General features: G+C 65.5%; 19 protein-coding genes. 8 read left to right on the top strand and 11 right to left on the bottom strand.

Translation table 11 applies throughout. The features are described 5' to 3' along the window. Positions 1-204: 204 nt before the first annotated feature. The 7 genes from A5766_RS23460 to A5766_RS23430 all read right to left on the bottom strand — a co-directional run bounded on the left by A5766_RS23460 (position 205) and on the right by A5766_RS23430 (position 6,709). Complete coding sequence (locus tag A5766_RS23460) at positions 205-1,275, bottom strand: hypothetical protein (protein ID WP_064906649.1); 1,071 nt, start codon at positions 1,273-1,275, stop codon at positions 205-207. Further along, the gene (locus A5766_RS24565) at positions 1,275-1,589 is read right to left on the bottom strand and encodes a hypothetical protein (protein ID WP_156527562.1); all 315 of its coding nucleotides are present in this window, start codon (positions 1,587-1,589) and stop codon (positions 1,275-1,277) included. Before A5766_RS24565 ends, A5766_RS23460 begins: the two co-directional genes overlap by 1 nt. Before the next feature lie 2 nt (positions 1,590-1,591). Beyond that, positions 1,592-1,837: a glutaredoxin-like protein NrdH gene (nrdH, locus tag A5766_RS23450; RefSeq protein ID WP_064906645.1), complete on the bottom strand. Its 246-nt coding sequence runs from the start codon at positions 1,835-1,837 to the stop codon at positions 1,592-1,594. Beyond that, a complete protein-coding gene (locus A5766_RS23445) occupies positions 1,834-2,403 on the bottom strand; it encodes a hypothetical protein (protein WP_156527561.1) in 570 nt (189 codons plus the stop codon). Before A5766_RS23445 ends, nrdH begins: the two co-directional genes overlap by 4 nt. A 71-nt stretch (positions 2,404-2,474) precedes the next feature. Beyond that, a complete protein-coding gene (locus A5766_RS23440; protein WP_064906641.1) occupies positions 2,475-2,969 on the bottom strand; it encodes a hypothetical protein in 495 nt (164 codons plus the stop codon). Positions 2,970-3,242: 273 nt separating this feature from the next. Further along, on the bottom strand, positions 3,243-6,023 hold the full coding sequence (locus A5766_RS23435; RefSeq protein WP_064906639.1) for a hypothetical protein: 2,781 nt from the start codon (positions 6,021-6,023) through the stop codon (positions 3,243-3,245). A 455-nt stretch (positions 6,024-6,478) separates the two neighbouring features. Then, a complete protein-coding gene (locus A5766_RS23430; RefSeq protein WP_064906637.1) occupies positions 6,479-6,709 on the bottom strand; it encodes a helix-turn-helix transcriptional regulator in 231 nt (76 codons plus the stop codon). 342 nt (positions 6,710-7,051) lie between these two features. Here A5766_RS23430 and A5766_RS23425 point away from each other — a divergent pair, with 342 nt between their 5' ends. Next, on the top strand, positions 7,052-8,272 hold the full coding sequence (locus tag A5766_RS23425; RefSeq protein ID WP_082965622.1) for a site-specific integrase: 1,221 nt from the start codon (positions 7,052-7,054) through the stop codon (positions 8,270-8,272). Between the two features lie 340 nt (positions 8,273-8,612). Further along, complete coding sequence (locus A5766_RS23420) at positions 8,613-9,584, top strand: GmrSD restriction endonuclease domain-containing protein (protein ID WP_064906635.1); 972 nt, start codon at positions 8,613-8,615, stop codon at positions 9,582-9,584. 41 nt (positions 9,585-9,625) lie between these two features. Here the strand turns inward: A5766_RS23420 and A5766_RS23415 are convergent, their stop codons facing one another. Beyond that, complete coding sequence (locus tag A5766_RS23415; protein ID WP_064862539.1) at positions 9,626-10,501, bottom strand: aldo/keto reductase; 876 nt, start codon at positions 10,499-10,501, stop codon at positions 9,626-9,628. Positions 10,502-10,650: 149 nt separating this feature from the next. On the opposite strand from A5766_RS23415, the gene A5766_RS23410 reads away from it, so the two are divergent. Beyond that, positions 10,651-12,834, top strand: coding sequence for a glycogen debranching protein (locus tag A5766_RS23410; protein WP_064906659.1), 2,184 nt, complete (start codon positions 10,651-10,653; stop codon positions 12,832-12,834). A 29-nt stretch (positions 12,835-12,863) separates the two neighbouring features. Here A5766_RS23410 and A5766_RS23405 read toward each other — a convergent pair whose 3' ends face one another. From A5766_RS23405 to A5766_RS23395, 3 genes are all read right to left on the bottom strand, one after another. Beyond that, entirely contained in the window at positions 12,864-13,418 is a 555-nt protein-coding gene (locus tag A5766_RS23405; RefSeq protein WP_005206430.1) for a peroxiredoxin, read from the bottom strand. After that, positions 13,415-13,876: a DUF3052 domain-containing protein gene (locus tag A5766_RS23400; RefSeq protein ID WP_005206429.1), complete on the bottom strand. Its 462-nt coding sequence runs from the start codon at positions 13,874-13,876 to the stop codon at positions 13,415-13,417. The genes A5766_RS23405 and A5766_RS23400 overlap by 4 nt, the downstream gene beginning before the upstream one ends. A gap of 164 nt (positions 13,877-14,040) precedes the next feature. Beyond that, complete coding sequence (locus tag A5766_RS23395) at positions 14,041-14,655, bottom strand: hypothetical protein (RefSeq protein ID WP_231894794.1); 615 nt, start codon at positions 14,653-14,655, stop codon at positions 14,041-14,043. A gap of 191 nt (positions 14,656-14,846) precedes the next feature. Here A5766_RS23395 and aceE point away from each other — a divergent pair, with 191 nt between their 5' ends. The 5 genes from aceE to A5766_RS23370 all read left to right on the top strand — a co-directional run bounded on the left by aceE (position 14,847) and on the right by A5766_RS23370 (position 21,916). Next, on the top strand, positions 14,847-17,741 hold the full coding sequence (gene aceE / locus A5766_RS23390; protein WP_051993867.1) for a pyruvate dehydrogenase (acetyl-transferring), homodimeric type: 2,895 nt from the start codon (positions 14,847-14,849) through the stop codon (positions 17,739-17,741). 93 nt (positions 17,742-17,834) lie between these two features. Beyond that, positions 17,835-19,085, top strand: coding sequence for a PucR family transcriptional regulator (locus tag A5766_RS23385; protein WP_197494428.1), 1,251 nt, complete (start codon positions 17,835-17,837; stop codon positions 19,083-19,085). A 195-nt stretch (positions 19,086-19,280) separates the two neighbouring features. Then, positions 19,281-20,177 (top strand): ACP S-malonyltransferase, encoded by an 897-nt coding sequence (locus A5766_RS23380; RefSeq protein ID WP_064906657.1) that lies wholly within the window; start codon positions 19,281-19,283, stop codon positions 20,175-20,177. A gap of 159 nt (positions 20,178-20,336) precedes the next feature. Further along, positions 20,337-20,648 (top strand): meromycolate extension acyl carrier protein AcpM, encoded by a 312-nt coding sequence (acpM, locus tag A5766_RS23375; protein WP_005206424.1) that lies wholly within the window; start codon positions 20,337-20,339, stop codon positions 20,646-20,648. Then, complete coding sequence (locus A5766_RS23370; RefSeq protein ID WP_005206423.1) at positions 20,645-21,916, top strand: KasA/KasB family beta-ketoacyl-ACP synthase; 1,272 nt, start codon at positions 20,645-20,647, stop codon at positions 21,914-21,916. Before acpM ends, A5766_RS23370 begins: the two co-directional genes overlap by 4 nt. Positions 21,917-21,966 lie beyond the last annotated feature (50 nt).

Genomic DNA, 21,966 nt, shown 5'->3' with positions numbered 1-21,966 from the left:
TGGGGTGGGCTTGTTTTTTTTTCTCCCGGCGGGGGGGCGGGGGGTGGGGGGGCGGGGGGGGCGGGGCCCCCCCCCCCCCCTCGACCCTCCCCAACGCCCATGTTCCGCGAGCGCTGTAGACAGCCACCGACACGACGAGACCCCACCGGATGCATCCGGTGGGGTCTCTCGTCTTCTCGTCTGAGTGCTACTACCGTCCGTGCCTCAGTCGGGCACCGCGGCCAGCGACGGTCGGCCGGTCTCGGCGACCGCAGCCTTGGTGATCCAGCCCGAGATCGTCGACTTTGGCCGACCAACTGCTTCGGCAATCTCGCGACGGCTGGCACCCGCGCCGTCCATCCGCAGCACCGTCGCGAGGTCGGCCGCCTCGGCGGTGATGCCCGTGGCCGCCCGGAGCCGCTCGGCCTCGGACAGCCATTCGACAGGCTCGTCCGGTCGGTCTACCGGCTCGATCGAAGCGGGCTCGTCCGGTTCCTCGTCCAGCTGGTCGACCTGTGCGACCGAATGCTCGTCCACCTCGTCCGACCCGCGGTCGGACACTCGCTCGTCCGGTCGGACAAACGGATCGGACAGATCCTCGTCCCACCGGTCGACCGCCTGCTCGTCCACCTGTCCGGCCAGCTCAGACCGGGTCGACCACTGCTCGTCCAGCTGTCCGGCCGACCGGTCATCCACCCCGGACGACGTGGTCGACCCGGCCTCGGACACCTGCTCGTCCGGTCGGTCGAGCACCTGGACAGGCCGACCGACCTCGTCGACCACTGTGGGCGACCCCTGCTCGACCGGCTCGTACGGTGCGTCCGTCCGACCGGCCAGGTCCCGGTCGGCCCGGATCGTCTGCTGCACGTCCCACAGGCCCACCGTCGCGGCGATGATTGGCGCGTCGACGATCACCGGTGCCACGTATCCCAGCGCCGTCGGCAACCCCACGATCACGGTGCACACGTAGCACAGGCCGACGTAGGAGACGACGAGAGCCACGACGCCCACCAGCGCCGCCAGCGAGGTCACCACTGTGCGTGCCCACCCGCCGTTGCGGCGGTGACTGATGACGACCATCTCGGTCATCACCATCACCATCGCCGGGACCACAGTGATCGCCACGGTGGGCACCCACGGCGACACCGCGCCCCGGTCGATGCCAGCGGCGACGTCGGCGTGCCATTGGGACCACACGTGCGCGCCATTGCCCGCCATCGACAGGACCAGACCGACGGCCATCACCGCGGCGTAAAAGCCCCAGCGGTGGCCCTCGGGCCTGCTCGTGGCCGCCATCACGACAACCCCAACAAGTCGACGGCGGCCTCGATGAACTCGTCAGCACCCTCCGCGCGCACCCGCCTCAAGGTCTGGGCAGCGAGTTCCGCGACCGTCATCGTGGCGCAGGCGTCGGGGGCAGCCACCACAGCGGAGACGTAATGGATGCACGCGGCGAGCAACGCGTCGGCCCGACGGGCCGTCCTCTTCTCAGCGATGTCATCGAGGGTGGCAAGTTTGCCGACCAACGGTGTCGCGGCGACATAGCCGGCCACAAACGCCCGGAGCATCGCCGGATCGGTCGCGTCAAATACCTCAGCGGGATCATTCATCATCACGCCACCTCCTCCTTCGTCGCCACGGCCAGCGCCTTGACGCGATCGGGACGGAATCCCGACCAGTGCTCGTCGCCTGCGACGACGACGGGCGCGCTGGAGTAGCCCAGCGACGTGACGTAGTCGCGCGCCTCGTCGTCGATGCTGATGTCGACGACGTCGTAGTCGAGGCCAGCCTTGTCGAGTGCGCGCTTCGTCGCGTGGCACGGACCGCACGCGGGCTTGGCGTAGACGGTAATGGTCATGCCGCACCGCCGTCACCGATCACGCGACGCCGGGGGATAACACCCATCCGCATCGACACGAGCTGACCGCAGGCCCGGCTCAGGATCGCCGACGCCCACCGCTCCTGCCGCGGGGTCATCTCGCGACGCCGGTTGAACATCGCGGTCAGAAAGTCCCGCTCCCGCGCGTCCACAGCGCCGTAGACCCACAGCACCGCGATCCGCAACCTGCTCAAATCACCGAACCCCAACTGGTGATTCGCCGCGACCACCCGCTCCATCCTGTCCAGCTCGACAAGCTCCCGAGCGACGGCCGTCATGGTTTCGTCGTCGAAGCGCCCGATGCAATCGCTACCGATCGGCGACAGCGTCGCACCGGTCGCGGTATCAGTGATCTCGTAGAGCCACCGCAGCCCGACCTGCCCGCATACGCACACACCGGTCGCGTCGGGGTCCTCATGCACCCCGGACACCCACCACCGCAGCCGGGCCAGCTCCCACGGGAGCCCACCCGAGGCCGCACGTACCGCGGCCACCAATGCCGCGGCCACCGGACTGCTACCCTCCTCATCGAGACGATGAGACATTGAATCTTCCTCTCCCTCACCGGCCCCGGACGGCTGCACTCCGTCACGGGGCCGTTCTTTTGTCCAGTCGTTCATTCGCGGGCGTCGATCGACACCCACGCATCGAGATCGTCGAGATCGAGCGGAATCCCAGCGACACCACGGGGGATCGGGCCTCCCTCAACAGCCGCTTCGGCCCCGTGTCGCCATCCGACGTGTTCCAGCGTGATCACCTCATCGGGGATCACCACACCCAGCAGCGCCGCGCGGTACCCGCACAGCCAGCCGGAGTAGTAGTCGTAAGCGGTGTCGTGGCGGTCGAGTTCGACGTACCACAGCTCGCGCTCGGCGTACTTCACCGCGATCGCGTCACACACGCCATCGGGCACCACCACGTGCGCGGCGATCCACCGCTCCAGGTCGGCGACCCGGTACGCCACCGACGGCTTGCCACCATCACCGAGCCGCACGAACGGCGGCCCCACACCAGCGGCCCGCCAATTCGCCAAAGTCTTCACTGTCTTACCGACCATCGCGGACGCCGCTACCGGATCGACCACCAACGGCTCGACACTGACGAGCACCATTTAGACCACCTCCATTCGGGACATTCCAGGACGATCCGGGAATCCCTGTACCAACGAATCTACCGATTCACCGATGCCACCGAAAGCATCCAAAAGCATTGCCGCACAACGTAATAAATGCCAGAAAAAAAAGACCACTGAAAGCTGTCGCAGGCTTAAAACCACCAAACACTTGGGCATATACCACCGCACCGAATAGACGGAAATAAAGTCGCCAGAAAACTCCATAAAATCGGATGTGACGCATTTCACACGGGATGTTCCAGGAATCATTCATGCCGCACCCCGCAACGGGTCGGGATTGACCGGGCCGGTGATGTCATATGACGGCGCCCCGACCGGGCACGCGCGGATGATCGACAGGAACGGCTCGCACGCCGACGTCGGCAGGACTTGGCTCGCCCGCTCGGGCCGGCGGGCGTTCTTCCAGTCGCTGGGCTTGACCGAGCCGAGGCCCCAACCGCTGAGCCAATCCAAGAGTTCACGCACCGTGTACCGAGTCCGCGCGAGGTTCGGCACGTCGTAGCCGATCAATCCCAGCCGGTGGCCGATCAGAATGCTCAGCAGGATCGAGCGGTGCGGATCACCGATGCGCCGGCCCTCGCCGTGCTCGTAGCGTAACTCCCACCCGCGCCACTGCTCGACAGTGCGCAGACAACCGGTGTCGGCAATGTTCTTGGCCACCTTGCGGCCCCGCAGACACTCATCGACGGTGTCCCACGGGCGCGTGGTGAACGTGGCGACCTCGTGCGCTACGCCGTCGCCGTCAAGAACGTGCTCAGCACGCATCGATTCCATGACGGGCCGACGCTTGCAGTCGAAGTCCATCGACAGCCGACGCCCGCCGGCCCTGACGGTCTCGAAGACCTCCTCGGTGTCCCACTCGGTCCAGTCCGGGTCGAACACGTCCTCCAACCGTCCACCGATGGTCACGAAATCCTTACGCCTCGACCGCATGTCGCCCGCGTAGCTCAGCTCCTTGAAGCTGGGGAAGCGCAGCACCGGGTTGTCGACGCGACCGGTGCGAGCAATGACCATGTCCCAGAAGTGTTCACACTCCTGACCAGCAGCGATAACAACCTTCGGGGTCTTGAACGAGTTCTTGGCCAGCACCCCAGGCAGCTCGGGGTGCCCGCGACCAATGTTGCCGCGGGTGGTCAAGTTGAGAAGCTCAACCTGCGCGTGCTTGATCTCCCAGATGTCGCGGCTGCCCGAGAGGATATTGCGTGACTCAGCGGCGACCGCAGCGATGCCGTACAGGTCGAGACTCGTCACGACGTCCTCAGGGGCGTCGGTGATGAACCCATCGGTGGTGACGCTGTAGAAGTTGAACCCGGCATCGACGAGCTGGTTGGCCGCGGCAAGAAGCTCGGCGCGCACGAACGAGGTCGTCATCGCGGCGTGGTACGGGCTCGTGATCGCCGAGCCGCCGACCGCACCCATCGCCTGAGCCTTCGCGTCCCAAGCGGATTGACCAGTCACGTCCTGCGCCGTTTTGCCATAGCCCGAATTGGCCATGGTCTTGATGGCCAACTCTTCAAGGCTCTTCTTACCGAACAACCGCTTGGCCTCAGCACGATCGCGGACCATCTGCATCACACCAGCGCGTAGAGCGTGGGACTGCTCGCCCGACGGCAGCGCCAACCGGTGCAACACGTAGCCCCGCCGGCAATGCACCCGCGCACCAACCTTGAGCGCCAAATGGATCTCCGGGCCCATCGCCATCGTCCCGGACCGACCACCGGAAGTCCGCACATACAACGGGCACCCATCCTCGAAGATCGGCAGCGTGGGAAACGAGACCGACTCAGGAAACTCAAACTCGACGTCGGCCACGATCGAGGTCATCGCGGTGGGGATGTCGTCGAGCGTGAGGTCCCGGCCCTCGATCGTCTCGGCGACCACGCCGCCGTCGTGCAGCCAGTCGACGTCCGGCACCAGACTCATCGCGGTGGGATAAGCGCCCTGGAGGTCGAAGTCGTACGTCGTGCCCGTGTAGTACCCCGGCATGGCGCACGCGTTCCACCCACCGTGGTAGGCCACCGCACACGCATCGAGCACTGCTCGGGCGGCCGCGTCGACCGGCTCCAGGTTCTTCTCGGTGTAGAAGCTGCGCCCCTCGTCGGGGGAGACCGTGCCCTTCTCGACCTTGGTCAGGCCGGAGAAGTTCTCCTCGAACTGGGCGAACCGCGCCACGTCGACCAAGCGATAACCACTCATCGCCCGACCCCAGTACTCCTTGACCGAGGCCTTGAACGCCTGCGCCGCACCAGAACTCAGAGTGACTGGCGGACGGGTCGACTCGCCCCACAGTCTGGCCAGGTACTCCACGACCACGACCGGGTCGTTGGCCGAGTACTCCAGGAAATGCGGGAGGTGGTCGCGGCGGTAGCGGTCCATCCGCTCGATGGCCCCGTCCGGGAGACCCACCTTGGGCTGCCCACAGGAGGCCCCCAGGACGTCCAGAGAACGATTTCCAGCGGGTGCGTGGGCCATCGTGTCGGCCACGCTCACCGAGAACGGCAGGAACCACCTGGAGCGGTTGGCATCGGTCGCCCCGCGCACGCGGAACGGCATCAACCCCACCAGACCGCCGGCCGCACTCGTCAACGACGTGATGTGGTCGGGGTCGTCCTTGGTGACCCGGAACGTCGTCATGTCAGCCTTCCCGAAGTGAGCGGCGAGCACTACAGGAATCTTGTGCTTGAACAGCCGGGACCACCGACGCTCCTCCGGAGACTTCTTGACGTTTCCACCATCACGCCCGTCCCAGAAAGTGCCGCGGTGCACGCCCTGCTCGGTGATGGCCGGGTCGTCGACGACGAGGGGGTGCCGCCACAGCCGCGCCTCCTCCCAGACGCACCGCAGCGCGGTGAACATCCGCACCCGCGACTCCGACAGCGGCAACAACACCACGAGCACCATCCGCGACGGGTCGACGGGGTCGGGGGTGGCGAGCTGGTAGCTCACGATCACCCGACGACCAGCCAGCTCGACGTACTCGGTGTCGAACCCCACGACGATCCCCGCGTCGCCGGTGCCGGCCGCCTGCATCGTCGGCAAGTCGCCGAAACCGCGCGACGGACTCCCGGAGTGTCCCGACGAATCAGGGGTCGAATCAAGGCCCGGAACACCCCCCTCAGAGGGCGGGGTCAGAGCGGGGTCAATGACCCCCTCCCATAGGCGCTTATGACCCCCATCATCTGAGCTGGGGTTTTGATCTTTTTTGCTGTCGCCATGAAATTTCACGGCGACACTTGACCCGACCCTCGGGACGGTCTTGGAGAGCACCAGGAACGGTGCGGATTTCCTGCCCCGAGGGTTGTCGTCGAGCTCCCGGAGTGTCCACCCGTCGACGGCCAGCAGGGCGCGGTCGGGATCGCTCAGGACGACGTCCGAATCAGTTGCGACAACCGGCTCGGTTCCCATATGATGGGACGCAGAAACCGAGCCGTGAGACGCTGGTTCTTCTGAAGCCCCGGGTGCCTGCCCGGGGTTTTCTTTTGCGCTCATACAGACGCACCGCCCCGCGAGCGCGCGATCATCCACTTCTCGACCTCTTCCGGCCGGAAGCGTGGCGTGCGGATAGACCCTGTGGGATAGAAAGCCTTGGGACCACCACCGCGTGCACGGAGGTTGCGCATGGTGCCGTACGACAGACCGACTGCTCGGGCGACATCCTGGAGAGTCAGCGCCGCCTTGACGGCCGGCGCGGCGGTGACCGGTGATACCTGGGACACAAAAAACTCCTGGGAGCAAGGCGCACGTCGTGCGCCGAACTTCCAGGAGTCACGCCCCGCAAAAGCGCCATTGGGCGCCGCGTTCGTCCAGGCGGAGACTTACAACACTGCTCCACCGTGCCCCAGACCGTTATTCCGGTTTCTCGCCGGCCGATCCTTCTTCACCAAGGCCTCGGTTTGCACCACTAGCCTAGCGGCACGCACCTACGGGATGGGCATCCCTGAGGCATACATGTTCGCAAAGGTCGCGAGACCACCGGCCGAGACCGTCTTGTCATAGACGCTATCAGGTTAAGCATTCTGTGTCATTGCTTGTCACCAGCCCGTGCTTGAATCGAACCCATGACCGCAAAGAAGGCCGCCCGCACCAAGCTCGCCCCCGGGGCGCACTCGATCGACCGGGTGACCCCGAAACCCACCACCAGCGGCGGACAGACGATCGAATGGTCGGTACGCCTGTACGACGGCCGCCTGATCACCGGCCGACGCACCCAAGCGCGAACCGTCGGCGAGGCACGCCGCAAGGCCCGCAAAACAGCCGAGGAGCTGCTCACCGCCGGCGGAAGCGACTGGAAGCGGTCGAGCCCCATCACCGACTACCTCGACGCGGTGACCAGGCCCACGATCGAGAGCAACGACCGGCTGCGCAAGAACTCACGTGACCGCTATCTGTACGTGCTCCCCTACATCCGCGACGCACTGGACGGGTACGTGATCGACACCGCGGTCAAATACCGAACCCTGGAAAAGGCACTGAAGGGCATCGCGGCCGAACACGGCAGCGAGACGGCCCGGCAATGCCGCGGCGTCATCTCGAAGTACGTCATCACCCAACTGATCCGGGACGAAGTCATCGATGGGAGCCCGCTCGCCGGCGTGACCATCGATCTCGGATCGGTGAAGAAGTCGACCAAACCCACGGGCGGCCTGGCGCTCGGCCGCAAGGACTACCACCGTGTGCTCCACCATCTGCTCGCCCTCGACCCAACGGACGGCATCACCGCACCACGCCGCGGCCCGTACACCATCGACCACCGGATCGCCGTGCGCCGCAACGCAATCGACATGATGCTCCTACAGGCGACCACCGGCCTGCGCATCGGCGAGGCGCGCCAGATCACCTGGGACCAGTCCGACACCACAGCGGACCACCGCATGACCGTGACAGTCACCGAGGAGATCAGCAAAACCAAGAAGGGACGCACTGTGCCGGTCCTCAACGCCGCGGCATCCGAGCACCTGCTCGCCCGTCGCGAAACAATCGGCGGCGACTACATCGTCGGCGCGCCGTCGGACCCGTCCAAGGTGTGGGACCAGGCTAATGCGCAGAAGGCCGCGCGCACTCTCTACCGCGAGGTTGCCGACGCGCTCGACATCGAGCTGCTGCGCACCCATCTCACCCACGTCTGGCGGGCAACGCTGAACACACTCCTGCTGGACGTCCTGCCCGCCGAGGTGCGGGCCGCGCATTTTGGCCACGACACCGATCAAAACCGCCGCACCTACACCGACGTCAGCACCGCCATGATCGCCGCGTCAGACAGGCTCACACCTACGGTTTAGGTTACGGTTTACAAACCTGACATACCGTGACGACCAGTGACAACCAGTGACCTGAAGAAGTCCTACGAAAACGGCCTCACGCGCATCTTTACTTCACGACCAGGCGTTATACCCATCCAGGTTCAATAAACCAGCGGTCAGGGGTTCGAATCCCTTTGCGCGCACCGTCACATCCCTGCCTGGCCTCCGGCCGGTGTGCACCCACTGTGTTTGAAAGAGATTCACGCGGGCGCACCCATCAGCATCCCGGCAGTGTGATCCCAGCAGCGTGATCAGGGCATCTCACCTCCGCGCCCACTCGCTCAGGCTCGCTGTCGGTACCGGCTGATACGTTTCCGCCATGCTGATCAACGACCGGCCGATCGACGGCACGCAACACGACGGCAGGCAACACGACGACGCGCGGAACGTTCGCGCCTCTCGACGCGCCGACATCGTCTGGCCCATCGCGGTGACCGTGCTCGCCGCAGGCGCGCTGGTCCCCGCCGCGACGGCACACGCCGCGCCCGCGCCGGTCACCCCATCTCAGGTCGCTGAGTCGAGCGCGCGCACGACGCTCGAGTCGCTCGCAGTGAAGGGCCGCGCACCGAAGACCGGATACGAGCGATCACAGTTCGGACAGGCATGGTCCGACGACGTCTCGGTCGCCGACGGCCACAACGGGTGCGACACTCGCAACGACATCCTCCGACGTGACCTGTCCGGCGTGACCCTCAAACCCGGGACCAACGGATGTGTGGTGCTGTCGGGAACGCTCGACGATCCGTACACGCGAACGTCGATCGCCTTCACGCGCGGCTCGGCGACGTCGTCGAAGGTCCAGATCGACCATGTCGTCGCGCTGTCGGACGCGTGGCAGAAGGGCGCGCAACAGCTTTCGGCCGAGCAGCGCCGCAACCTCGCCAACGATCCGCGCAATCTGCAGGCCACCGATGGCCGCACGAACCAGGCCAAGGGTGCCGGCGATGCCGCGACGTGGTTGCCGCCCAACAAGTCGTATCGATGCACCTACGTCGAGCGGCAGATCGCGGTCAAAGCCATCTACCACCTGTGGGTGACGGCCGCGGAGAAGCAGGCCATGATCCGCATCCTGTCGAATTGCTCTGCACCCGAAGCTGATTCACCCAAGCCCGCCCCGGCCCCGCAGAACGCTCCGCCAGAGGCCGCCGCCCCGCCGCAGGTCGCACCGTCGAACACCACCTACGCCAACTGCGCTCAGGCGCGCGCTGCCGGCGTCGCGCCCCTGCACCGCGGGCGGCCGGGCTACTCCGCGAAACTAGACCGCGACGGAGACGGCGTCGCGTGCGAATGAGCTAGGCACGGCGGGCTGCGCAGCACGTTGAGCCTGCGCGCTCAGTCAGGCGCGCCGAGGTTCATCTCGTCCGGGTGTATCCCCACCCGCTGACCGTCGTCGAGAGCGGCGATCCGAGCCATGTCCTCGTCGTCGAGTTCGAAATCGAACACGTCGATGTTCTGCTTGATGCGATCGTCGTGCACCGACTTCGGGATCACGATCAGTCCGAGCTTGATGTGCCAGGCGAGGACCACCTGGGCGGGTGACCGTCCTAATTTGATCGCGATGTCGCCGATCGTCGGGTCGGACAAGACGGTGTTGGGCTTGGAGTTGGGACCCCACCCCGACCCCGACGTTCCGCCGAGCGGGCTCCACGACTCGATCGCGATTCCGTGCTCCGCCGCGAACTCGCGCAGTTCGCGTTGCTGGAGGTGCGGATGCAGTTCCACCTGGTCGACGGCGGGCAGCACTCCCCCGCGATCGATGAGCCATTGCAGGTGATGCGGCTCGAAGTTGCAGACGCCGATCGAGTGCGCCTTACCGTCGGCAAGGATCTTCTCCATTGCGTCCCAGGTGCGCAGCAGTCGGTCGCGATCCTGCAGCGGCCAGTGGATCAGGTACAGGTCGACGTAGTCGGTTCCGAGCGCGCGCAGACTGGTGTCGATCGCCGCGAGAGCGCGGTCGTACCCGTGATCGGAGTTCCAGAGCTTCGTCGTGACGAACACCTCTGAGCGCAGCACCGACGCGGAGGCAATGCCCTCGCCGACGCCCGACTCGTTGCCGTAGGCCGCGGCCGTGTCGATGTGTCGATAGCGGGCCTCGTCGATCGCGAATCGGACGGCGCGCTGCGCCTCCTCCGGAGTCGACTGCCACACCCCCAGTCCGAGCTGTGGGATCTCGATGCCTGAATTCAGTTCGATGAGGGGAGCACTCATCTCTCCGGTCTACCAGAGGCAGACGCCCTGTCGGCCGCATCGTGGCACACCGCCCCGCGCCCGCCCTGCTCACGTATCGTCACCGTCAGTGTCGCGTGACCGCCGGCCGCGGTCGCCTCGCCGCGCTCACTCGACGAGAAGGGACGTTGATGACCGGGACCATCTCCCCCGGAGATCCGTCGATCCTCGGAGCGACCGTCACCGATCGCGGAACCAACTTCGCCGTCAGTTCGGGCGGAGATGCGGTGTGGCTCTGTCTCTTCGACGACGCCGGCGCCGAGACCAGACTCCTGCTCCCAGGGCGCGAGATCGACGTGTGGCACGGCGTCGTCGACGGCGTGCGTGCCGGAACCCGATACGGATTCAGGGTCGACGGCCCCTTGGCACCCGAGCGCGGTCGGCGCTACAACCCTGCCAAACTCCTCCTCGATCCCTATGCCCGACGCATCGTCGGCGACGTGGAGTACTGCGACGCGCTCCTCGACCACGACGTCGACGATCCCTCACGTCCCAGTGCGCTCGACTCCGCACCGTACGTGCCGCGCAGCGTCGTCGTCGAGCAACCGCCACAGGCAACGACCGCCACTGCACCGGGCCCGCGCCGACCGGCGTCGGAGCTGGTGATCTACGAGGTGCACGTCCGCGGGTTCACGCAGTCCCACCCCGACATTCCAGCCGAACTCCGAGGCACATTCGCCGGACTCGCACACCCGGCCGCGCTCGACTACCTGACATCGCTCGGGGTGAACGCCGTAGAGCTGCTTCCGGTGCATCGCAGCGTGTCCGAACGCGAACTCGCCCAACGGCACCTCACGAATTACTGGGGTTACAACACCATCGGCTTCTTCGCCCTGCACAACGCCTACAGCGCCGCCGACCGCGCCGGCCGGGGTGACGAATCCATCGCCGAGTTCCGCCACATGGTCGACGCTCTGCACGGCGCCGGGATCGAGGTGATCCTCGATGTCGTCTATAACCACACCGCAGAAGGCGACGACTCCGGCCCCACACTGTGCCATCGCGGCCTCGACAATCGCGCGTATTACGTGCTCGACCCGGACGACGGCTCGTACGTCGACACCACCGGATGCGGCAATTCCGTTGCGGTGGCGCACCCGACGACGCTGCGCATGGTCACCGACTCCCTACGCTACTGGGCGTCGCTGGGCGTCGACGGATTTCGCTTCGACCTCGCGCCCACCCTTGCGCGTCAAGGCACCGACAGTGCCCGAAACGATTGGGCCCGAAACGATTGGGCCCGAAACGATTGGGCCCGAAACGATTGGGGTGGTGGACCTTTCGACCCCACTGCAGCGTTCCTTCGGGTACTCGGCCAGGACGACGTGCTGTCGCGGGTGCGGCTGATCGCCGAACCCTGGGACGTCGGTCGAAACGACAGTCATCAACTCGGCGCATTCGGTCCGGAATGGGGCGAGTGGAACGACCGCTACCGCGACAGCGTCCGCGATTTCTGGCGCAGCCACGAGGGCCTGCTCGCACCGATGGCACGACGCCTGACCGGCTCGGCCGACATCTTCGGGGGCCGTCGTCACAATCCTGCAACGGTCATCCGACGCCGCGCGGCGTCGATCAACTATGTGACGTCCCACGACGGTTTCACACTGCACGATCTCGTGTCCTACGAACGCAAACACAACGCGGACAACGGTTCCCACAATTCGGACGGCACCGACGACAATCGGTCGTGGAACTGCGGAACCGAAGGGCCAACCGACGACGAGGCCATCGTCGCCCTACGACGACGTCAGATGCGCGCCATGCTCACGACGCTACTGCTCTCTGCGGGAACGCCGATGCTGCTCGGCGGCGACGAGCGAGGCCGAACGCAACGCGGCAACAACAATGCCTACTGCCAGGACGACGAGATCAGTTGGTTCGACTGGACCTCGGGCGACGAGGCGCTCGTCGCCTTCACCCGCGACCTCATCTCACTGCGCCTGCGTCACAGCGCCCTGTGCCGGGCGGCGGTCGAACTCTCCGACGCGCCCGACTGGTTCACCCCGGACGGCACACCCATGTCCGACGACGACTGGCAGGACGAGGCCGCGCGCAGTGTCGCATGGTCGCTCAGGCCACCGCAATCGGCCGGGACCCGAACACTTCTGGCGACCAACGATTTCGTCGTCCTACTGAACTCGTGGTGGCGGGGCGTCGACTTTGTGCTGGCACCTGTTCTCGCACAACAGAAGTGGGACGTTGTGGTCGACTCGTTCGCACCCGACGCGCCGTCGTCGATCGTCGACTCCACATGTCACGTCCGGCCGCGATCTATCGTCGTTTTGCGTTCTGTGGTTCCACGCTCCGGCGGATAATGCGCCTCCGCAAAGTCACTCGGCGCCGCTCACTGCGTGGCTGCCGCGGCGAGCGCGATCTCCCAATGGGTTTCGGTCCGCGCCTCACCGGGCCCCACGACGTCGCGAAAGACGATCCGGCCGTCACGCCCGACGAGAAATGTCCCGCGCTGGGCAAAGCCACGACTCTCGTCGAACACCCCGTAGCTCCGTGCGACCTCACCGTGCGGCCAGAAGTCGGAGAGAATCGGGAAGAGGAAACCCTGCGCCGATGACCACACCTTGTGTGTGGGCGGCGGTCCGACCGAAACAGCAACTGCCGCAACCTCATCGTTGATGAACCGATGATAGTGGTCGCGAATGAAACCAAGCTCTCCCTGACACGTTCCGGTGAAGGCGAGCGGAAAGAACACGATGAGCACCTGACGCTCTTCGAGCAACCGCGAGAGGCTCACCCGCTGATTGTTCTGATCACGCAGCTCGAAGTCGGGTGCGACGTCGCCGACTGACAACACGGCTTGCGGCTGGGTTGGAACAACATCGGTCGTCGCCACATCGGTGGCGCGAGCAACCGAATCGACCTCGGAGGTCGAGTCGTCGCTCATGCTCGCTTTCCGGACCGCGCCTTCGGCTGCACCAGGCGTGAACCCGACCATTCACCCAAACTCACGACGTTGGTCTGCGTGAGCCCGGCCGTCGGAGCGGCCTCGGCGATCTCACTGGGATCGACATACCCGGGGTTGCCGGTCTTGGGTGACACGACCCAAACGTATCCGTCGTCGGCGAGCGGTGTGATGGCGTCCATGAGCCGATCGACGAGATCACCGTCGTCATCGCGCCACCACAGCCATACGACGTCGACCACGTCGATCGCGTCCTCGTCGAGCATCTCGGCATCGATCGCGTCCTCGATGTCGGCGCGCAGGTTGTCGTCGGTGTCCTCGTCCCAACCGAGTTCCTGCACCATCATTCCGGGCGCGAACCCGAGTTTCTGGGCGTTGCTGCCCTCGGAGCTACTGCCCCCGCTGCCCTCGGAGCCATTGCTCCCTGTGGCGGCTACCACCGCGTGTCGACCTCCTACCGGTACGTTTTCAGATTTCATCGCTTCTCAGCTTACGAGACAGCGTAGTGGACCTCAGTGCAACACGAGGACACTCCGCGCGCCAACTGGCGACACGAACTCCGACACCACCCGAACGGAGGACATGACCCAGACCAGGGAAGCCGTCAGCCCGTCGGCCGCGGCGACGATGTGGCCGGTGCCGACGAGCCGGGGTTCGACTGCGGCGCCGCGGTCGCCGATGTCGCAGGAGGTGTCGGGAGGTAGGCACGGCAGGTGTCGAGCACCGTTCGCCTGTCACCCGTCCAGCGGGTCGACGCAGAGTTCAACTGGGCGGTCTGCCGGCGGCCGATCACATCGCCCAGCGCGCTGCTGCTGGTCACGAATGATGCGACGACGGTCCCGAGGTCACCGGGAACCTCGGCTGTCTGTTTGGGCTTGACCATATCGGTGCCCGCGATCATCGCGGCTCGGGCTTTGTCTCCGAGGTCGCCGACCTTGTCGTAGGACTGCACCTCGTTGAGCCGCGCGACGAACGCGTTGTACCCGCGCAGCATCACGACCATCGACTTCGTCGACGCCTCGCAGAGTTCCGCCCCGGCCCTCAGCGACTGGGCCTGGCGGGACGTCGACACATCAGATCGATAGGCCGCGGCCTCTCCCGGCGCGGGACCCGCGCTGCCCCCGACCGCCGAACAGCCCTGCACCGCGAACGTCGTGAGTGCCGCAGCGAGCAGCATCAGACGCGTGCCCGTTGCGCGGCACAGCAGTCCTCTTGTCATGTCTCCCCCACGGCTGTTTCCCCGACGGCCGTCGCCCATATCTGGCACCAAACACCGAAACGCTACCGCAGGAGGCGTCGACGATCCCGGGCAAGACCGTCCAGACCGGTGCCAAGCGACGTGACATGGGGCACGATATGGATGGACGACGGAGTCCGCACACCAACGCGACCCGTCGCCGAATTGTCGTCATGCCGGGCACCACCGTGCCCAGGCCAAACGAGGGAGTGGGCATCACCGTGACCGAACAGGCAGCCAGCACCAACACCGGAACCACCGACGTTGGGAGCGGGACCGCAGACGCGTCGAACAACGCTGCCGCGTCGAATCAGGTCGGCAGCCAGCAGACCACCGGGGTACGCGTCATCCGCGAAGGAGTCGCCTCGTACCTTTCCGACAACGATCCCGAGGAGACGAGCGAATGGCTGGAGTCATTCGACACACTCGTCGCCGAACAGGGTCCTGCACGTGCGCGCTACCTGATGCTCCGACTACTCGAACGCGCAGGTGAGAATCGGGTCTCGATTCCGGCCCTCACCTCAACCGACTACGTCAACACCATCGCCACCGAGAACGAGCCGTACTTCCCCGGCGACGAGGAGATCGAGCGGCGGTTCCGCAACTACATCCGCTGGAACGCCGCCATCATGGTGCATCGTGCGCAGCGGCCAGGCGTCGGCGTCGGCGGCCACATCTCGACGTACGCGTCGTCTGCCTCGCTCTACGAGGTGGGGTACAACCACTTCTTCCGCGGACTCGACCATCCCGGTGGCGGCGACCAGGTCTTCATCCAGGGGCATGCCTCACCGGGTATCTATGCGCGCGCCTTTCTGGTCGGCAGGATCAGCGCCGATCGCCTGGACGGTTTCCGTCAGGAGCACAGTCATGCCGGGCTCGGCGGCGGGTTGCCGTCGTATCCACACCCCCGGCTCATGCCCGACTTCTGGCAGTTCCCGACCGTCTCGATGGGTTTGGGCCCGATGAATGCGATCTACCAGGCCCGCTTCAACCAGTATCTGCACCACCGCGGCATCAAGGACACTTCCGACCAACACGTGTGGGCGTTTCTCGGCGACGGCGAGATGGACGAGCCGGAGTCACGCGGACTTCTCCAGTTGGCCGCGACCAATGCGCTCGACAACCTCACCTTCGTGGTCAACTGCAATCTGCAGCGCCTCGACGGTCCTGTGCGCGGCAACGGCAAGATCATCCAGGAACTCGAGTCGTTCTTCCGCGGCGCGGGCTGGAACGTCATCAAGGTCGTCTGGGGCCGCGAGTGGGACGAACTCTTCCACAACGACAAAGACGGCGCGCTGGTCAACCTGATGAACGCGACCGCAGACGGCGACTTCCAGACATTCCGCGCCAACGACGGCGCCTACATCCGAGAGCACTTCTTCAACCGTGATCCACGCACCAAAGAACTAGTCAAAGACTGGTCCGACGATCAGATCTGGAATCTCCACCGCGGCGGACACGACTACCGCAAGGTGTACGCCGCGTACGCGGCAGCGATGGCGCACAAGGGGCAACCGACCGTCATCCTCGCGCACACCATCAAGGGCTACACGCTCGGTCCGCACTTCGAGGGCCGTAACGCCACCCACCAGATGAAGAAGCTGACCCTCGACGATCTCAAGGCGTTCCGCGACCACACCGAGATCCCGATCAGCGACGAAACCCTCGAAGCCGATCCCTACCTGCCCCCGTACTACACGCCGGGGCCCGATGCGCCCGAGATCGAGTACATGATCGAGCGGCGCAACGCGCTCGGCGGATTCATGCCCAATCGGCACACCGCTCCGAAGGTCCTCAAGGCCGATACCGGCCGGATGCTGCAGACGATGGCAAAGGGCTCGGGCAAACAGCAGGTCGCCACCACCATGGCACTGGTGCGGGTCTTCAAAGACCTTCTGCGCGACAAGGAAATCGGCAAGCGCATCGTGCCGATCATTCCCGACGAGGCACGCACGTTCGGGATGGACTCCTGGTTCCCCACCCTGAAGATCTACAACCCGTTCGGACAGCTCTATACCTCAGTCGACGCCGACCTGATGCTCGCCTACAAGGAGAGCCCGGACGGCCAGATCCTGCACGAGGGCATCAACGAAGCCGGATCTGCAGCATCTTTCACCGCCGTCGGCACGTCGTATGCGACGCACAACGAGCCGATGATCCCGCTCTACATCTTCTATTCGATGTTCGGTTTCCAGCGAACCGGCGACAGCTTCTGGGCGGCAGCCGACCAGATGACCAAGGGCTTCATCATCGGTGCGACCGCAGGCCGGACGACGCTCACCGGAGAGGGTCTGCAACATGCGGACGGGCACTCGCCCCTTCTCGCGGCCACCAACCCCGCTGTGGTGTCCTACGACCCCGCGTTCGCTTACGAGCTCGCGCACATCGTCGACGACGGCCTGAGGAGGATGTACGGCGAGGATCAGGAGAACATCTACTACTACCTGACCGTCTACAACGAGCCCATCACACAACCGGCGGAACCCGAGAACCTCGACGTCGCGGGTGTCCTCAAGGGCATGTACCTCTTCCAGCAGGCGCCGTCGGACAAGCAGCTCTACGCCAACATCCTCGTCTCCGGCGTGACGATGCCCGATGCGTTGAAGGCCGCGGCGATACTCGCCGACGACTGGGGCGTCGGAGCGAACGTCTACTCGGTCACCTCGTGGGGCGAGCTTGCTCGTGACGGGATCGCGTTTGACCGCGCCGCCGTGCGCGAACCGGGCGTCACACACCCTGAGCCTTATCTGACCGAGGTACTAGCGCAGACCGTCGGCCCGTCGATCGCGGTCAGCGACTACATGCGCGGCGTCCAGGAACAGATCCGCGCATACGTTCCGGGGACCTATCTGACGCTCGGCACAGACGGTTTCGGGTTCTCCGACACGCGCCCCGCTGCACGCCGGGTATTCAACGTCGACGCCGAGTCGATCGTCGTCGCGACGCTTGTCGGCTTGGCACGCGACGGCAACATCCCGTTCACCACCGCTGCAGAGGCCGCCGAGAAGTACCAGATCACCGACGTCCACGCAGCCAAGGTGTCCTACGCCGACACCGGCAGCGCCTGAGCGCAGCAGGGTCTCGGCGACGAGCGACGGTTCAGCGTCGAGGCCCGGCGACCTCGTGGTCGCGACTACATTGAGGGTGTGTCCGAGCCCAACATGACGCCCCCGCCCGTCGATGTCTTCGGCGCGCGGGGCGCTCATGTGCCCGCACCGGCAACCGTCCACGACGCACTGCCCGACACCCTGTTGCGCCGCGTCAAGCAGTACAGCGGCCGACTGGCGACCGAGGCCGTGCATTCGATGGCCGATCAGCTGCCGTACTTCTCCGACCTCGACGCCGCGCAGCGCGCGAGCGTGCAGTTGGTCGTCCAGACCGCCGTCGTGAACTTCGTGGAGTGGATTCAAGACCCCGAGGGCAACGTCAAGTTCACCGTTCAGGCGTTCCAGGTGGTTCCCCAAGACCTCGCACGACGCATCTCGCTGCTTCAGACGGTCGAGATGGTTCGCGTCGCCATGGAGTTCTTCGAGAAGTGGCTGCCGTTGCTCGCGCGCAACGACACACAACTGCGCGCCCTGACCGAATCGGTGCTGCGCTACGGCCGTGAGATCGGATTCGCCGCGGCGTCGATCTACGCGTCGGCCGCGGAATCGCGCGGAGCGTGGGATTCGCGCCTTGAAGCGCTCGTCGTCGACGCCGTGGTCCGCGGCGACAGCGGACCTCAGTTGATGTCGCGCGCGGCAGCCCTGAACTGGGACTCGGATGCGCCTGCAACCGTGATCATCGGAGCGCCCCCGCCGGAACAGAACGTGTCGGTACCGCTCGCCATCCACAACACGGCCAAACAGCACGACCGCGCCGCACTGTCGGTCGTGCAGGGGTCGATGCTGGTGGCCATCGTCAGCGGACCGATCGCGACGAGCGACGCCTTCAGCGGCGCGCTCCTCGATCACTTCGCCGACGCCCCGGTCGTCATCGGACCGACAATGCCCAATCTGACCGCCGCACATGCGAGCGCCAACGAGGCAATGGCCGCGATGGCCGCCGTCGACGGCTGGCCGAACGCCCCGCGTCCGGTACACAGCGTCGAATTACTCCCGGAGCGCGCGCTGAATGGAGACCCGTCGGCGACCACGGCACTCATCGATACCCTCGTTCGGCCACTCGCCAAGGGCGGGCCCACGTTGGCGACGACCCTCGAGACCTATCTCGACACCGGCGGCTCCGTGGAGGCGTGCGCACGCGAACTGTTCATTCATCCAAATACTGTTCGCTATCGCCTCAAGAAGGTCGCCGAATTGACCGGACGTGATCCAACACACTCCCGAGATGGCTATGTCCTACGAATCGCCGCCACAGTAGGACGTTTGACACACTTCAAGAACGAATCATCGTCACGAGCCACATGAGAAACATCGTTAACAAGACCTCCGTACCGTTTTCGCAGGCAGACGCGTTTTGGGCACATTTGTGTAACGAATCTCAGAGTGGTGACGATGGGGTAGCCACTGAGGTCACCATTGTGGGAACTCCACAAAAACTCTCGTGAAGGTTCATCGACCTCAACACCCACAAATTCACGCCAGAGGGTGTTCTCTGGTCACGTGCTTTCCTTGCTAGCGCCCGGACAGGGCTCACAGACACCCGGCATGCTCGCTCCTTGGCTAGAGCTTCCCGGCGCGCGTGACCAGCTGGCCATCTGGTCCAAACTCGCGGGACTCGACCTCGAACGGCTCGGGACGACCGCAACTGCCGACGAGATCACCGACACCGCGGTCACCCAGCCGCTCGTCGTGGCGAGTGCGCTTCTGGCGTTCAACGAGTACGCCAAGAACCACGAGCTACCCGACGATGCTGTCGTCGCGGGCCACTCCGTCGGCGAGCTCACCGCGGCAGCCATCACCGGTGTGATCACCTTCGACGAGGCCGTTACGCTCGCCGCCGTGCGCGGCGCCCAGATGGCCAAGGCATGCTCGCTGCAGCCGACCACGATGGCCGCCGTTCTCGGAGGCGACGAGCAGGAAGTCCTCGCACGTCTCGACGAGCTCGATCTGGTCCCGGCGAACCGCAACGCCGTCGGCCAGATCGTCGCAGCCGGTGACGTCGCAGCGATCGACGAACTCATCGCCAATCCGCCCGAGAAGGCACGCACCCGCAAACTGGCTGTCGCGGGCGCCTTCCACACGCGCTTCATGGCACCGGCACGCGACGCCGTCGCGCAGGCGGCCGCGTCGATCACCCCGTCCGACCCCACGCGCACGCTGCTGTCCAACTCCGACGGCCAGCCCGTCACGACGGGCACAGAAGCCCTGAGCAAGCTCGTCGAGCAGGTCACCTCACCTGTCCGCTGGGATCTCTGCTCGGCCTACATGCGCGACGCGGGCACCGACAGCATCATCGAGCTGACACCGGCCGGAACCCTGGTCGGCATCGCCAAGCGCGAACTCAAGGGCGTCGGTTCGGTGGCGCTCAAGGTCCCCGCCGACATCGAAAAGATCTGACCGAGAAAACCTGACCGAGAAGGTCGACAAGCTTGGATAGCGGTCGTGCTCATCCGCGACCCCCGGAAACCGGATGAACCGGTTGTCCAAACATCAGTGGCCACGCGCCAGCGATGTTCCGGAGTTCACATTCACAAGCACAACGAAGGGAACCACACAGTGGCTGCCACCCAGGAACAACTCATCGCCGGCATCGCCGAGATCATCGAAGAGGTCACCGGCATCGAGCCGTCCGAGGTGACCATGGAGAAGTCGTTCGTCGACGATCTCGACATCGACTCGCTGTCGATGGTGGAAATCGCCGTGCAGACCGAGGACAAGTACGGCGTGAAGATCCCCGACGAGGACCTCGCGGGCCTGCGTACCGTCGGCGACGCCGTCTCGTACATCCAGAAGCTCGAAGCAGAGAACCCCGAGGCTGCGGCCGCGATCCAGGCACAGGTCGCGTCCGATCAGAAAGCCGGCTCGTGACCTCATCGCTCCGCGATTACTCCACGCTGGGGGGCAACTTCCCCAGCGTGGTGGTCACGTCGATGGTTGCTTCGACATCGCTCGGTGAGGACCTCGATTCGACCTGGAAGGGTCTTCTCGCAGGCGAAACCGGCATTCGTGAGCTGACCGACGACTTCGTCACGAAGTACGGTGAGCTCCCCTGCCGCGTCGGTGGCCGCATGGTCAAGGACCCCGCGGAAGAGGTGACCCGGATCGAGGCACGCCGCATGGCGTACGTCGAGCGCGTCGCCCACGTCATGAGCAAGCGCCTCTGGGCGCAGGCGGGCGAGCCCGAGGTCGATCCCGACCGGTTGGCCGTTGTGATCGGCACCGGACAGGGTGGCGGCGACGCGATGGTCGACGCCGTCAAGGCGATCGAACAGTCCGGCAACTACCGCAAGGTGTCGCCGCTGGCCGTCTCGATGGCCATGCCGAACGGTCCCGCGGCGGTCGTCGGACTCAACATCGGTGCCCGTGCGGGCGTCATCACCCCGGTCTCGGCGTGCTCGTCGGGTGCTGAGGCGATCGCCCACGCATGGCGTCACATCGTGCTCGGCGAGGCCGACATGGTGGTTGCCGGCGGCGTCGAAGGACACATCGATGCGATCCCGATCGCGGCGTTCTCGATGATGCGCGCGATGAGCACCCGCAACGACGACCCGGCAGGCGCTTCGCGCCCGTTCGACAAGGATCGCGACGGCTTCGTCTTCGGTGAGGCCGCAGCCATGCTGATCATCGAACGCGAAGAGCACGCCAAAGCACGCGGTGCGCATATCCACGCGCGCATCCTCGGTGCGGGTATCACGTCGGATGGCTTCCATCTGGTCGCACCTGATCCGAGTGGTCAGGGCAACGCGCGGGCGATGACCCGCGCTATCCAGACGGCGGGCCTGCAGCCCTCCGACATCACCCACATCAACGCTCACGCCACCTCGACCCCCATCGGCGACACCGCCGAGGCAGCGGGTATCGCGGCGGCGATCGGCAATCACGCCGCCATCTACGCGCCCAAGTCCGCTCTCGGTCACTCGATCGGCGCGGTCGGTGCGCTCGAGTCGGTGCTGACCATCAAGAGCGTCGAAGAAGGCGTGATCCCGCCGACGCTGAATCTGGAGAACCTCGACCCCGAGTGCGGCGACATCGACGTCGTGCACGGCGAGTCGCGGTATGGGCAGATCGATTACGCCCTGAACAACTCGTTCGGATTCGGTGGACACAACGTGGCATTGGCCATCGGTCGCTACTGAGTAGCACCCCGACCGGTCAGTGCTACTGACCGCGACGTCGACGTCTCCGA

The organism is Gordonia sp. 852002-51296_SCH5728562-b (assembly GCF_001665475.1).
Classification (GTDB): domain Bacteria; phylum Actinomycetota; class Actinomycetes; order Mycobacteriales; family Mycobacteriaceae; genus Gordonia; species Gordonia sputi.
This window is presented reverse-complemented; position numbering and strand designations above follow the sequence as displayed.